This is a genomic window from Paracoccus sp. Ld10 (genome assembly GCF_045064235.1).
Classification (GTDB): Bacteria; Pseudomonadota; Alphaproteobacteria; order Rhodobacterales; family Rhodobacteraceae; genus Paracoccus.
Genome location: NZ_JBISHD010000031.1, coordinates 140497 through 153892, shown reverse-complemented (window position 1 = coordinate 153892; position 13396 = coordinate 140497). Strand labels below are relative to the sequence as shown.

Sequence of the window (13396 nt, the reverse complement as noted above, 5' to 3'; positions counted from 1 at the left end):
CCGATGGCACTGACATTGACCGATCTGACCGCCCCCCAGGGGTTCGAGCGTCTGGTTCTGGCACAGGACCCGCAGGCCGGGCTGCGCGCGCTGATCTGCCTGCATTCGACCGCGCTTGGCCCGGCGGCAGGCGGCTGCCGGATGTGGCCCTACGACGACGACGACGCCGCGATCCACGACGTGACCCGTCTGGCCCGCGGCATGACCTACAAGAACGCGATGGCCGATTTGGGCCTGGGCGGCGGCAAGGCGGTCATCATCGGAGACGCGCGCACCGACAAGACGCCCGCGATGATGCGTGCCTTTGGCGAGGCCGTGGACGCGCTGGCCGGTACCTATTGGACGGCCGAGGACGTGGGCATCTCTCCGACCGACATGGCCCACGCGGCGCAGGCGACGCGCTTTGCGGTGGGCCTGTCGGGCGCGTCGGGCGACCCGTCGCCCTGGACGGCCGAGGGCGTGTTCCGCTGTCTGCGCGTAGGCGCGCGCCATGCGTTCGGCACCGATGACCTGACCGGGCGTCGCGTGCTGGTGCAGGGGCTGGGCCATGTCGGCCTGTCGCTGGCCGAAAAGCTGGCGGCCGCCGGGGCGCAGCTGATCGTGACCGACATCCATCAGGCGGCGCTGGATGACGCGGCGATGCGGCTTGGTGCCACGGTCTGTGCGCCTGATGCCGTCTTCCACCAGCAGATGGACATTTTTGCGCCCTGCGCCCTCGGCGGCGTACTGACGCGGGACACGGCGACGGCCCTGACCGCGGCGCTGGTCTGCGGTGCGGCGAACAATCAGCTGGCCGATGACGGCGTGGCGAACATTCTGGCCGAACGCGGCATCGCCTACCTGCCCGACTATGTCGTGAACGCCGGCGGCATCATCAGCGTCGCCAGCGAGATCCACGGCAAACCCGACGCCTGGCGTCTGGACCGGCTGACGGCCATTGCGGGCCGCGTGGACCAGATGCTGACCCGGGCGCGCGACACGGGCCAGCTGCCGGCAGCAGTGGCCGACCAGATGGTGCACGACATGCTGGCCGCCCGCCGCGCCGCCTGAGGCGGCTTCGGCGACAGCCAGCCGTGGCGGCCCCCTCGATGGGGGCTGTCACGGCTTCGCGGGCCGGGACGGACGGCTAGCGTGCGTCGTGCAGAACCGCTGCCAGCATGCCGCCCTCGACCGCGTCGCTGACAAAGGCATCGCCGATCGCGCGCGCCAACACAAATCGCAACTGCCCGTCCACGACCTTCTTGTCCTGTCCCATCAGGGCGATCAGCGCTGCGTCGTCAGGCAGGTCGCCCGGCATTTCGGACAGACGCGCCGGCATGCCCATCTGGCGCAGATGCGCCAGCACCCGGCTGGGCGCCTCTTGCGAACACAGCCCCATCCGCGCCGACAGATCGAACGCCAGCGCGCAGCCGATGGCCACCCCCTCGCCATGCAGCAGCCGGTCGGAATAGCCCGTCGCCGCCTCCAGCGCGTGACCAAAGGTGTGCCCCAGGTTCAACAGCGCGCGTTCGCCCTGTTCCGTCTCGTCACGGGTCACGATGCCCGCCTTCATCGCCACCGAATGCGCGACCGCATGCTGGCGCAGTGACGCGTCCCCTGCCAGCGCCGGCCCGTTTTCCTCCAGCCATTCAAAGAAATCGGCATCCGCCAGCAGGCCGTACTTGGCGACCTCGCCATAGCCCGACAGGAAATCGCGCGGGCTCAGCGTGTCCAGCACGTCGATATCGGCCAACACCAGCGACGGCTGGTGGAACGCCCCGATCAGGTTCTTGCCGCGCGCGCTGTTGATGCCTGTCTTGCCGCCGACGCTGCTGTCGACCTGCGCCAAGAGCGTCGTGGGCAGTTGCACGAACCGCACCCCGCGCCGCAGGACCGCGGCCGCGAACCCCACCAAATCGCCGATCACCCCGCCGCCCAGCGCCAGCACGACATCGCGCCGCTCGACCTGCTGTTCCAGCAGCCATTCGACACAGGCGGTCAGGTGCGGCCAGCTTTTGGTCCCCTCTCCGGCAGGCAGGACCAGCGCCTCGCTGGTGATGCCCGCGCTGCGCAATGCGTCCTGCAGCGGTGCCAGATGCAGCCCGGCCACGGTCGCGTCGGTGACGATCGCCACGCGCGGGCGCGACAGCAGCGGCGCGATCTCCGCACCCGCACGACCCAGCAGGCCCTGTCCGATGCGCACGTCATAGGCGCGCGCACCAAGGGGCACGGTAACGGTGACGGGATCGGTCATGGCTTCTCCTGAGTCAGGGTGGGGTGTGCGGCAGACAGTTCCGCAATCAGGCGCGTGGCCGTGGCGTCGATCGTGTCACCGGCACGGGACACGAACTCCAGATCCGCCAGCGCATAGACCGGGCTGCGCTCAGCCAGCAGCCGCAGCAGCGTGCCCTTGGGGTCGGCGGTCTGCAACAAAGGCCGGGTCGGCCGCTGGCGCACCCGCGCCCACAGCGTCTCGGGCGAACAGTTCAGCCAGACCGACAGGCCGTTCGCGGCGATGACCTGCCGGTTCTGCGCGCTCATCCACGCGCCGCCCCCGGTCGACACGACGCCCGGCGAGCGCGCCAGCAGCCGCGACAGGACCTGCGCCTCGCGCGCGCGAAAGAACGCCTCGCCGTCGCGGGCAAAGATCTCGCTGATGGACATGGCGGCCGCGGCCTCGATCTCGGCGTCAGAATCGGTGAACGGCACGCGCAGCCTGCGGGCCAGTTCGGACCCGATGGCGGTCTTGCCCGCGCCCATCATTCCGATCAGCACGATATGGCGCGTCAGCACCTGTGTCATCCGGCCCCCCGTCAATCGGGTGACTGAATGACGTGATCTTTCCGAAATTGCCATATATATTCGTCCCCAGCCGGCCCAAGACCGGCGCAAGAACACAGAAAAACACGGTCGAGCAAAGGCGAATGCAATGCGGATGTTGAAACTGCTGGTGGTGCTGATTCTGGCGGGCCTGATCGGCCTTGCGGGATATGCCTATTTCGGCGACATGGCCCCGACCCGCCAACAGGTGCGCAGCCCGCTGCAGCTGGACGCGCCTGCGGCCGACCTGCCGGCCGAGGCTGCCGGTGACTGACAGAACCACCCTTTGCGCGCTGGTGCTGGCGCTGCTGCCCGGTTTCGCGATGGCGCAACAACAGCCGCTGTCGGCCAGCGACTGGCTGTCGGGCAGCGTGCGTGGCCCGGTGCGCGAAAGCTCGGCCTGGCGGCCGGGTGACGGGCCGCCGCGCAGGCCGGGTACCCGCCCACAGCCCGTGGCCACCAGCGGGGCCGTGGGGCCGGTACAGGTGACGCGACTGGATCAGGGCAACCCCGATCACACCGGCACGCAAAGCCCACGCCGCGCCGGGTTGCCGGGCGATCTGTGGGCGGGCAGCGATCCCGCGCATCTGTCGCAGATGGTGCTGGCCACGCCCGCGCGCCTGCAATCGATGCAGGCGCTGCTGAAACGCGTGCTGACCGCGCAGCTGGCCCCCCCAACCGGGGCCGAGGGAATGCGGGGGCATCTGTTCCTGTCGCGCGCGGACCGCCTGTTGGACATGGGCGCGCTGGACGATGCGCAATCGCTGCTGGTGGCCGCAGGCCCCGGCCAGCCCGAGATATTCCGCCGCATGTTCGACATCGCCCTGCTGGAGGGCGACGAGGGTCGGGCCTGTGCGATCATGAACGGCACCCCCGGCATCGCCCCCAGTTTCGCGGCCCGCATCTTTTGCCTGGCGCAAACCGGCGACTGGGCGGCCGCCGCCATCGGCCTGCATGGCGCAGAGGCGTTGGGCCTGATCGATGAACGCCAGGCGATTCTGATGACGCATTTTCTGGATGATGCCTTTGTCGACACCCAGGATCTGTTGACCCCCGCCGACCGCATGACCCCGCTGGAGTTCCGCATCCACGAGGCCGTGGGCCAGCCCCTGCCGACCCAGCCCCTGCCGGTGGCCTTTGCTCAATCCGACCTGCGCCTGAACAGCGGATTCAAGGCCCGACTGGAGGCCGCGGAGCGTCTGGCGCGCACCGGCGCCCTGCCCGCGGCGACGCTGCGCCAGATCTATGGCGAACAGCGTCCCGCCGCATCGGGCGGGGTCTGGGAACGCGCCGGCGTCATGCGCACGCTGGAGGCTGCACTGGCAAGTGGCGATCTGGCGCAGGCCCTGCCCCGCGCGTTCGACGAATTCCGCGCGGCGGGCATGGCCGATCTGCTGGCGGCGATGATCGCGGCCGACCTGCCCACCGGCATCACCGACCCCCGCGCCGCCGAGGTGGCCGACCTGATGCGCGCGTGGATGGGCCTGCCCGACAGCGTGATCCCCGATCCGGCGCCCGACATGGCCGCGCCCCCGGCCACGCCCCCTGACATCCGTCGCGGAGAGGCGTTGTTGACCGCGATGGCCGATGTCGATGCCGCGCTGGAGGGTGATCTTGCCCGCGCCGGACGCGGCATCGCGATGCTGCGCGCCTTGGGCCTTGGCCCCGATGCCGACCGCGCGCAGGCCCAGATCGCCCTGCTGCCCCAGATACAGGCCCCGCAATGAGTACCGATCACAACGCCATCGGCGCCTTTCTGGACGCGCAGGCCGCCGAGGCCGGTGCCGCGCGCAACACGCTGCTGGCCTATGGCCGCGACCTGCGCGACCTCTCGGACTGGCTGGGGGCGCGGGGTCTGGCGCTGGCCGGGCTGACGCGCGAACAGGTCGAGGATTACCTGTCGCATTGCGACGCGCAGGGCCTGTCGCGCGCGACCCGCGCCCGCCGCCTGTCGGCGATCCGTCAGTTCACTCGCTTTGCGCTGGAAGAGGGCTGGCGCGAGGACGACCCCGCCATCCGCATCGCCGGTCCCGGTCGCGCCAAACGCATTCCGCGCACGCTGGACCAGGCCCAGATCCAAGCCCTGCTGGATGCCGCCCCCGGCATCGGGCGGGGCCGGATCGACCGCACGCGCAACATGTGCATGATCGAACTGCTGTACGCCACCGGCATGCGCGTCACCGAACTGGTCAGCCTGCCGGTCGCGGGCTGCCGGGGCGATCCGGCCGTGCTGGTGATCCGCGGCAAGGGTGGCAAGGACCGCATGGTGCCCCTGGGCCAGGCCGCGCGCACCGCCCTGCGCGACTGGCTGGAGATCCGGGACAACGCCCCGCAGGACAGCCCGCTGTACCGTCTGCTGGCGGGACGGGGGGCGCGCTGGCTGTTCCCCGCACCCGGCGCCGCGGGCCATCTGCCGCGGCAGAGCTTTTCGCGCCTGCTTGGGCAGATGGCCGTCGCCGCGGGCATTGATCCGGCACGCGTGACGCCGCACGTGATCCGCCATGCCTTTGCCACCCACCTGCTGGAGGGGGGTGCCGATCTGCGCAGCATCCAGATGCTGCTGGGTCACGCCGACCTGGGCACGACAGAAATCTATACGCATGTTCTGAACCAACGCATGCGCGATCTGGTTCTGAACCACCATCCTCTGGCGCGCGACGCGCTGCCGGACGATGCCGCCAACACCAACTGACCGGGACCTAATGGACAACCTTACCTCTGCACTGGATCTTGCGGCCGTCGTCACCATCGCGGCGATCCTGATCTGCCTGATGCTGTCGGCATTCTTTTCGGGGTCGGAAACCGCACTGACGGCAGCCAGCAAGGCCAAGCTGCGGGCCCGCGCAGACCGGGGCGACACCGGGGCCGAGGCCGCCGTCCGCATCACCGCCGACAGCGAAAAGCTGATCGGCGCGATCCTGTTGGGCAACAACGTCGTCAACATCCTGGCCGCCAGCCTGGCAACCGCGCTGTTCACCCGCCTGCTGGGGGCCAGCGGCGTGGCTATCGCGACGCTGGTGATGACCGTGCTGGTGCTGATCTTTTCCGAGGTGATGCCCAAAACCTATGCCATCTCTGCCCCCGAAAAGGTGGCCAGCATGGTGGCCCGCCCGATCCGCATCCTGACCATTGTGCTGGCGCCGATCGTCACCGTCGTGCGCATGATCGTGGGCGGCATGCTGTCGGTGGCCGGTCTGAAGACCGATCCCGGCAAGCACATGTTCTCCCTCGAGGAGGAGATCGAGGGCGCGCTGTCCCTGGGCCATGCCCAGGGCGCCGTGAACAAGGAGGACCGCGACCGTCTGCTGGGCGCGCTGGACCTGGGCAATCGCACGGTCGAGGAGATCATGCGCCACCGGTCCGAGATTCAGATGATCGACGGCGACCAGCCGCCCGAAAAGATCCTGGAACTGGTGCTGGCCAGCCCCCACACCCGCCTGCCCGTGTATCGCCAGGAACGCGAGAACATCGTCGGCGTGATCCACGCCAAGGACCTGTTGCGCGCGGTCAACCGGGCCGTGGGCGATGCGGGCGACGCCAGCGCCGCGCGCCGGTTCGATCTGGCGGCGGTGATGATGCCCCCGTATTTCGTCCCCGAAACCAGCGTGCTGGACGAACAGATGCGCGAGTTCCTGAAACGACGCACCCATTTCGCACTGGTCGTCGATGAATACGGTTCGCTGCGCGGCCTGATCACGCTGGAGGACATCATCGAGGAGATCGTCGGAGAGATCGCCGACGAACACGACACCGAAGAGGACCAGACCCTGAAACCGAACACCCAGGGCGACTATCTGGTCGAGGGTGGCATGACGATCCGCGACCTGAACCGCCAGCTGGACTGGACCCTGCCCGACGAAGAGGCCAACACCATCGCGGGTCTGGTCATCCACATGGCGCAGTCGATTCCCGAACAGGGCCAGGTGTTCAGTTTCGCGGGATATCGCTTTGAGGTCGTGACCCGGCGGGAAAACCGCATCACCCGGCTGCGCATCCGCCCCCTGCCCACCGTGACGGAGGGCTGACCGGGGCCCGCTTGCAACCGGACAGCCCAACCCATAACAACGCGCCAACCCCCCCATGCCGCAAGGAACATCCCATGGATATCGCCGCCCGCCGCACCGCAGACCCCGCCCACTGGAACCTGGCCAGCGCGATCCGCGTGCTGTCCATGGACGCGGTCGAGGCCGCCAATTCCGGCCATCCCGGCATGCCGATGGGCATGGCCGACGTCGCCACCGTCCTGTTCCGCAACCACCTGAAATTCGACGCCAGCGCACCGCACTGGTTCGACCGCGACCGGTTCATCCTGTCGGCGGGTCACGGGTCGATGCTGATCTATTCGCTGCTGCACCTGACCGGCTATGAACAGATGACGCTGGACCAGGTGCGCAATTTCCGCCAGCTGGGCGCGATCACCGCGGGCCATCCGGAATACGGCCATGTCGAGGGGGTCGAGACGACCACCGGGCCCCTGGGTCAGGGTCTGGCCACCGCCGTCGGCTTTGCCATCGCCGAGGAGGCGATGCGCGCCGAATTCGGGGCCGACCTGTGCGACCACCGCACCTGGGTCATCGCCGGCGACGGCTGCCTGATGGAGGGCATCAGCCACGAGGCCATCGCCCTGGCCGGCCACCAGAAGCTGGGCCGGCTGGTCGTGCTGTGGGACAACAACGACATCACCATCGACGGCCGCGTCAGCCTGTCGGACCGCACCGACCAGCACGCGCGTTTCGCCGCCGCCGGCTGGCGCGTGCTGTCCTGCGACGGCCATGACGCCGCCGACATCGACCGCGCGCTGAGCGCCACCGCGCAGGATGACGGCCGCCCGACGCTGGTCGATTGCAAGACGATCATCGGTTTCGGCGCGCCGAACAAATCCGACAGCAGCAAGGCGCACGGCTCTCCTCTGGGTGCTGATGAGATCGCGGCAACCCGCGCGGCCTATGGCTGGAGCCATGAGCCGTTCCACCTGCCCAACCAGATCGTCGCCGACTGGCGGGCCATCGGCCAACAGGGTGCCGCCACGCGGGCGGCGTGGAACGACCGCGTGGATGCGCTGTCCGACGATGCGCGCAACGATTTCGCCCGCCGCATCGGCAACGAGGTCAACCCGCGCCTGAACGCGATCATCGACGCCTTCAAGGTCCAGACGCTGGAGGCCAAGCCCAAGGTCGCGACCCGCAAGGCCTCCGAGAACGTGCTGGAGGTCCTGAACGCGGAAATGCCGGAAAACTTCGGCGGCTCTGCCGACCTGACAGGGTCGAACAACACCAAGACCGGCGGCCAGGGCATCTTTGACGCCGACAACCGCATGGGCCGCTATCTGCATTACGGCATCCGCGAACACGGCATGGCGGCGGCGATGAACGGGATCTGGCTGCATGGCGGGTTCCGCCCCTATGGCGGCACGTTCCTGACATTCACCGACTACGCCCGCGGCGCGATGCGCCTGTCGGCGCTGATGGGCCTGCCGGTCGTCTATGTCATGACCCATGACAGCATCGGTCTGGGCGAGGACGGCCCGACCCATCAGCCGGTCGAGCATCTGGCCATCTGCCGCGCGACGCCCAACACGCTGACCTTTCGCCCCTGCGATCAGACCGAAACCGCCGAAGCGTGGGAGATCGCCCTGTCGCAGGACGCGACCCCGTCGGTGCTGGCCCTGTCACGCCAGAACCTGCCGCTGCTGCGCCAGGAAGGCGGAGAGAACCTGACCGCCAAGGGCGCCTATGTCCTGCGCGAGGCCAGTGCCGCCCCCAAGGTGGTGCTGATGGCCACCGGTTCCGAGGTCGAGATCGCTGTCGCGGCCCGCGATGCGTTGGAGGCCCAAGGCATCCCCACCCGCGTCGTGTCCGTCCCGTCGATGGAGCTGTTCCGCGACCAGCCGCGCGACTATCGCGCCGAGGTGCTGCCCAAGGGCACCGTCCGCATCGCGATCGAGGCCGCTGTGCGCCAGCCCTGGGACTGGCTGCTGCTGGGAGAGCGCGGCGACGAGGATCGTTCCGCGTTTGTGGGCATGGAGGGTTTCGGCGCGTCCGGTCCTGCCCCCGAGCTGTACAAGGAATTCGGCATCACCGCCGAAGCCGTAACAGAGCGCGTGAAAGCGCTTTTGTGACGCCAGGATCGGGTGCGGGATCGGGTATCTGGGCAGAGGGGAAACCATCTCCTGTCTTTCCAGATACCCATGACCGGGTCCGCTGATGCGCGTTCTGGCACGCGCATTCGCGCTGATGGGCCGGGAACGGGACGGGTTGCGGCGGCCCGGATCGGATCAGGCGCGGGGCATCGCCCTGCTGCTGGCGGCGATCCTGGGGTTCACGCTGATGGACGCGACGGCCAAGCATCTGACGCAGACGTACCACCCCGCGCAGGTCATCTGGGCGCGGTTCGTCGGCAACCTCCTGATCTTTGCGCTGATCTTTCGCGGCGCGATGCTGCCTTTGCTGCGAACACGCCAACCGGGCACACAGTTTGCCCGCGCGATCATGCAGTTGGGGTCGGTGACGCTGTTCTTTACCTCCCTGCAATATATCGGGCTGGCCGAGGCGACGGCGATCATGGACCTGAACCCGGTCCTGATCACGCTTGGTGGCGCGCTGTTTCTGGGCGAGCGGGTCGGTCCGCGGCGGCTGGCAGGCATTGCCGTGGCGCTGGTCGGCGCGCTGCTGATCATCCGCCCCGGTCTGGGCGTGTTCCAGCCCGCCGCCCTGCTGCCGCTGGCGGGGGCATTCACCTATGCGGCGGGGGCACTGTTGACGCGCATCGTTCGAAGCGATTCGGTGGCGACGTCGGTGCTGTGGTCGGCGGTGGTGGGGACCGTCGCCTCCAGCATCGTGGTGCCGATGTTCTGGCAGCCGATTGCCTTGGGCGACCTGTGGGCGTTCGGGGCGTTGGCGGTCTTTGGCACGGTCAGCCAGTACCTGCTGGTCAAGGCCTTCAGCGCGGCCGAGGCCGGCGTGTTGGCGCCGTTTGGCTATACCGGGCTGATATGGGCCGGGCTGTGGGGGGTTGTGTTCTTCGGACAACTGCCTGACGTCTGGACCGTTATGGGTGCGGTGATTATCGTGGTTGCGGGGCTTTATGTCTGGTCGCGCGAGGCGCGGGCCGCCAAGGGGGCAGTATGAGCGACGACCGATCCTCGATGACGGACCGCTTTGCCAACGGGGCCTTTCTGGCAATCATGGGGCTGGTGCGGCTATTGCCGTATCATCGCCGCATTCCGACCATGGGCTGGGTCTTTGCCCATGTGATCGCCCCGCTCGCCGGGTGGCGACAGCGCATCCGTGACAACCTGACCCTGGCTCGTCCCGACCTGACCCCGGTCGAGGTCGAGGCGCTGGTCCGCGCCGTCCCCGATAACGCGGGCCGGTCCTTGGCCGAAATCTATTCCGCCGATGAATTTACCGACCGCATCCGCAAGGCCGACCCCCTGCAGGGCCCCGGGCTGGCTGCATTGGAGACGGCACTGGACAGCCATCGCCCCGTGATCCTCGCCTGTGCGCATTTCGGCAATTACGACGCGATGCGCGCGGCGCTGTCGGCACGGGGCTGGCCCGTCGGCGCGCTGTACCGGCCCATGAACAACGAGGCGTTCAACCGCCATTACGTCCCCGCCATCACCGCCATCGCCGAACCGCTGTTCCCGCGCGGGCGGGCGGGCCTGGCCGCGATGCTGCGGTTCCTGAAGGGCGGCGGCTGGCTGGCCCTGGGGTTCGACCAGTTCGACCGCGAGGGGGCAGAGCTGCGGTTCTTTGACCTGCCGACGCGAACGGTGCTGACGCCCGCCGATCTGGCGCGCCGTTATGACGCGCTGCTGGTGCCGATCTGCGGCATCCGCCAGCCGGACGGACTGTCCTTCAAGGTCCATGTCGGGGCACCCGTCGCGCATGACGATTCCCGCGCGATGATGCAGGCCCTGAACGATGATCTGGAAATGCTGGTCCGCCGGCACATGGACCAGTGGTTCTGGGTCCATCGCCGCTGGAAATGATAAGGCCCCGCATCGGCGGGGCCCTGTCGTGATCAGATGGCGACGGCGGTCCGCTGCGGTGCCGCGTCCTCGCGCCGGGCGCGCAATTCCTCGGCAACCAGAAACGCCAGTTCCAGCGATTGGCTGGCGTTCAGGCGCGGATCGCAGGCGGTGTGATAGCGGTCGGACAGATCCTCGTCCGTGACGGCGCGCACGCCGCCCGTGCATTCGGTCACGTCCTTGCCGGTCATCTCGAAATGCACGCCGCCGGGGATCGTGCCCTCGGCCTTGTGGACGCCAAAGAACTCGCGCACCTCGCTGAGGATCGAATCAAAGGCCCGCGTCTTGTACCCGGTCGACGACTTGATGACGTTGCCGTGCATCGGATCGCAGGACCAGACGACGTTCGCGCCCTCTTCCTGAACGGCCTTGATCAGGCGCGGCAGGTGATCGCCCACCTTGCCCGCGCCAAACCGCGCGATCAGCGTCAGGCGGCCCGCCTCGTTTTCGGGGTTCAGCTTGGCCATCAGCACCTTGAGGTCATCGGCCGTCGTCGAGGGACCGCATTTCAGGCCGATCGGGTTCTGGACGCCGCGGCAGAATTCCACATGCGCGCCGTCGGGCTGACGTGTGCGGTCACCGATCCAGATCATGTGACCCGACCCCGCCACGGGCAGGCCGGTGGTGCTGTCGATGCGGGCCAGCGCCTCTTCGTATTCCAGCAGCAGGGCCTCGTGGCTGGTATAGAAATCGACCTTGGACAGCTGGTGCGCCGTGTCGGAATTCACGCCCGCCGCCTGCATGAACGCCATCGCGTCACCGATGCGGCCCGCGATGTCACGATACCGCGCGGCCTCGTCACCGCCTACAAAATCAGCAATCCAGCTTTGAACGCGGTGCATGTCCGCAAAACCACCGGTCGAAAACGCGCGCAGCAGGTTCAGCGATGCCGACGCCTGCGTATAGGCCGCCAGCATCCGCGTGGGGTCGGGGATGCGCGATTCCGCGGTAAAATCGAAACCGTTGATGATGTCGCCGCGATAGCTGGGCAGCTCTACCCCGTCGATCACCTCTGTCGGTGCGCTGCGGGGTTTGGCGAATTGTCCGGCCATGCGTCCGACCTTGATGACCGGCATCTGCGCGCCCCAGGTCAGCACCACGGCCATCTGCAATAGCACCTTGAAGGTGTCACGCAGGTTGTCGGCACTGAATTCGCTGAAACTTTCGGCACAATCGCCGCCCTGCAACAGGAAGGCCCGGCCTGCCGCCGCATCGGCCAGCTGGGCCCGCAGGCGGCGCGCCTCTCCGGCAAAGACCAGCGGCGGATAGCGGCGCAGCTGCGATTCCACACCGTTCAGGGCGGCGGGATCGGTATAGTCGGGCATCTGGACGCGCGGATAGGCGCGCCAGCCGGCCTTGTCCCAATCCTGGGTGGCGGTCTTGCGGGTCTGTTGCGTCATGTCCTGCGCTCCTTGAAAATGTCGCGTCGGTATAAACGCTAACAGTCGGCAGGAAAAGGGTCTGCCGCGGGCACCCTGAAAGCCCCCTTGCCGCGGCGTCAAAACGCTGTTTGGGTGCGGGGCGCAACCGCACGCAAAGATAGCTCCCATGCATTCCGAAAAACCACGACGCTTCACCTTCCTGCTGCTGGATCGTTTCACGATGCTGCCCTTCACGGCCGCGATCGAACCGCTGCGTCTGGCCAACCGCGCATCGGGCAAGACGCTGTTCGACTGGCGTCTGGTGGGGCCGCGTGGCGACGTGGCGACCTGTTCGAACGGGGCACGGGTGATGCTGGACGGCGGCCTGGATCTGGACGCCCCCCCACCCGGCCGGGACGCGGTGGTGATCGTCTGCGGCGGCACGGACATCGCGCGCGAGGCGACGCGCCCCGTGCTGGCGTGGCTGCGCCGGCAGGCGCGCGGCGGCGCGGCGATGGGCGCCGTCTGCACCGGCACTTGGGTTCTGGCCGAGGCCGGGCTGATGGACGGGCGCAAGGCCACGATCCACTGGGAAAACCACGACGGCCTGGCCGAGGCCTTTCCCGAGGTCGATCTGTTTCGGTCGGTCTTCGTGCATGACGGCAACCGGCTGACCGCGGCGGGCGGGACCAGTTCGATCGACCTGATGCTGCACCTGATCGCGCTGGCGCAGGGCGACGCGCTGGCCGCCGACGTGGCCGACCAGATGCTGCATACCGCGATCCGCACCGATCAGGACAGCCAGCGCCTGTCGATCCCGACGCGCATCGGTGTGCGCCATCCCCGCCTGGCCGCCGTCATTGCACGGATGGAGGCCAATCTGGAGGATCCGGTCAGCCCCGCCCAGCTGGCGCTGGATGCGGGCATGTCGACGCGACAGCTGGAACGCCTGTTCCGCCGCTATCTGAACCGCAGTCCGAAACGATATTACATGGAAACCCGCCTGTCGCGGGCCCGCAACCTGTTGATGCAGACAGAGATGTCGATCATCGAGATCGCACTGGCATCCGGGTTTTCCAGCCCGTCGCATTTTTCCAAATGCTATCGTGCCCAATATGGCAGCACACCGTACCGGGAACGCGGAACGTCGGCGTCGATTCCCGCCTGAGCTTAGGAAATCATTCATCTTTTGTACTGCGGTTAA

12 protein-coding genes are annotated in these 13396 nt (G+C 68.0%); 9 read left to right on the top strand and 3 right to left on the bottom strand.

Features of this window, described 5'->3' with window-relative positions; genetic code table 11:
• The first annotated feature begins 3 nt into the window (after window positions 1–3).
• Window positions 4–1050, top strand: coding sequence for a Glu/Leu/Phe/Val dehydrogenase dimerization domain-containing protein (locus ACJJVR_RS12830; RefSeq protein WP_405405102.1), 1047 nt, complete (start codon window positions 4–6; stop codon window positions 1048–1050).
• A gap of 76 nt (window positions 1051–1126) precedes the next feature.
• Here the strand turns inward: ACJJVR_RS12830 and aroB are convergent, their stop codons facing one another.
• Window positions 1127–2233 carry a 3-dehydroquinate synthase gene (gene aroB, locus ACJJVR_RS12825; protein WP_405405101.1) on the bottom strand — a complete coding sequence of 369 codons (1107 nt, stop codon included), beginning with the start codon at window positions 2231–2233 and terminating at the stop codon, window positions 1127–1129.
• Entirely contained in the window at window positions 2230–2835 is a 606-nt protein-coding gene (locus ACJJVR_RS12820) for a shikimate kinase (RefSeq protein ID WP_405405100.1), read from the bottom strand. Before ACJJVR_RS12820 ends, aroB begins: the two co-directional genes overlap by 4 nt.
• Before the next feature lie 73 nt (window positions 2836–2908).
• Between ACJJVR_RS12820 and ACJJVR_RS12815 the strand changes: the two genes are divergently transcribed.
• From ACJJVR_RS12815 to ACJJVR_RS12785, 7 genes are all read left to right on the top strand, one after another.
• Window positions 2909–3073, top strand: a complete 165-nt coding sequence (locus ACJJVR_RS12815) for a hypothetical protein (RefSeq protein WP_405405099.1) — start codon at window positions 2909–2911, stop codon at window positions 3071–3073.
• On the top strand, window positions 3066–4526 hold the full coding sequence (locus ACJJVR_RS12810) for a hypothetical protein (RefSeq protein WP_405405098.1): 1461 nt from the start codon (window positions 3066–3068) through the stop codon (window positions 4524–4526). The genes ACJJVR_RS12815 and ACJJVR_RS12810 overlap by 8 nt, the downstream gene beginning before the upstream one ends.
• On the top strand, window positions 4523–5491 hold the full coding sequence (locus tag ACJJVR_RS12805) for a site-specific tyrosine recombinase XerD (RefSeq protein WP_405405096.1): 969 nt from the start codon (window positions 4523–4525) through the stop codon (window positions 5489–5491). Before ACJJVR_RS12810 ends, ACJJVR_RS12805 begins: the two co-directional genes overlap by 4 nt.
• A gap of 10 nt (window positions 5492–5501) precedes the next feature.
• A complete protein-coding gene (locus ACJJVR_RS12800; RefSeq protein ID WP_405405094.1) occupies window positions 5502–6824 on the top strand; it encodes an HlyC/CorC family transporter in 1323 nt (440 codons plus the stop codon).
• 74 nt (window positions 6825–6898) lie between these two features.
• On the top strand, window positions 6899–8917 hold the full coding sequence (gene tkt / locus ACJJVR_RS12795; RefSeq protein ID WP_405405093.1) for a transketolase: 2019 nt from the start codon (window positions 6899–6901) through the stop codon (window positions 8915–8917).
• A gap of 85 nt (window positions 8918–9002) precedes the next feature.
• A complete protein-coding gene (locus tag ACJJVR_RS12790; RefSeq protein WP_405405091.1) occupies window positions 9003–9926 on the top strand; it encodes a DMT family transporter in 924 nt (307 codons plus the stop codon).
• Window positions 9923–10792 carry a lysophospholipid acyltransferase family protein gene (locus ACJJVR_RS12785; protein WP_405405090.1) on the top strand — a complete coding sequence of 290 codons (870 nt, stop codon included), beginning with the start codon at window positions 9923–9925 and terminating at the stop codon, window positions 10790–10792. The genes ACJJVR_RS12790 and ACJJVR_RS12785 overlap by 4 nt, the downstream gene beginning before the upstream one ends.
• Before the next feature lie 32 nt (window positions 10793–10824).
• Here ACJJVR_RS12785 and ACJJVR_RS12780 read toward each other — a convergent pair whose 3' ends face one another.
• Window positions 10825–12231 (bottom strand): class II 3-deoxy-7-phosphoheptulonate synthase, encoded by a 1407-nt coding sequence (locus tag ACJJVR_RS12780; protein ID WP_405405089.1) that lies wholly within the window; start codon window positions 12229–12231, stop codon window positions 10825–10827.
• Between the two features lie 148 nt (window positions 12232–12379).
• Between ACJJVR_RS12780 and ACJJVR_RS12775 the strand changes: the two genes are divergently transcribed.
• Window positions 12380–13360 (top strand): GlxA family transcriptional regulator, encoded by a 981-nt coding sequence (locus ACJJVR_RS12775; RefSeq protein WP_405405087.1) that lies wholly within the window; start codon window positions 12380–12382, stop codon window positions 13358–13360.
• Window positions 13361–13396: the final 36 nt, after the last annotated feature.

Bases quoted from the DNA above. Each gene is read 5' to 3' on its own strand.
- ACJJVR_RS12830 (WP_405405102.1), top strand. From the start codon at position 4: ATGGCACTGACATTGACCGATCTGACCGCCCCCCAGGGGTTCGAGCGT.
- aroB (WP_405405101.1), bottom strand. From the start codon at position 2,233: ATGACCGATCCCGTCACCGTTACCGTGCCCCTTGGTGCGCGCGCCTAT.
- ACJJVR_RS12820 (WP_405405100.1), bottom strand. From the start codon at position 2,835: ATGGCAATTTCGGAAAGATCACGTCATTCAGTCACCCGATTGACGGGG.
- ACJJVR_RS12815 (WP_405405099.1), top strand. From the start codon at position 2,909: ATGCGGATGTTGAAACTGCTGGTGGTGCTGATTCTGGCGGGCCTGATC.
- ACJJVR_RS12805 (WP_405405096.1), top strand. From the start codon at position 4,523: ATGAGTACCGATCACAACGCCATCGGCGCCTTTCTGGACGCGCAGGCC.
- ACJJVR_RS12800 (WP_405405094.1), top strand. From the start codon at position 5,502: ATGGACAACCTTACCTCTGCACTGGATCTTGCGGCCGTCGTCACCATC.
- tkt (WP_405405093.1), top strand. From the start codon at position 6,899: ATGGATATCGCCGCCCGCCGCACCGCAGACCCCGCCCACTGGAACCTG.
- ACJJVR_RS12790 (WP_405405091.1), top strand. From the start codon at position 9,003: ATGCGCGTTCTGGCACGCGCATTCGCGCTGATGGGCCGGGAACGGGAC.
- ACJJVR_RS12785 (WP_405405090.1), top strand. From the start codon at position 9,923: ATGAGCGACGACCGATCCTCGATGACGGACCGCTTTGCCAACGGGGCC.
- ACJJVR_RS12780 (WP_405405089.1), bottom strand. From the start codon at position 12,231: ATGACGCAACAGACCCGCAAGACCGCCACCCAGGATTGGGACAAGGCC.
- ACJJVR_RS12775 (WP_405405087.1), top strand. From the start codon at position 12,380: ATGCATTCCGAAAAACCACGACGCTTCACCTTCCTGCTGCTGGATCGT.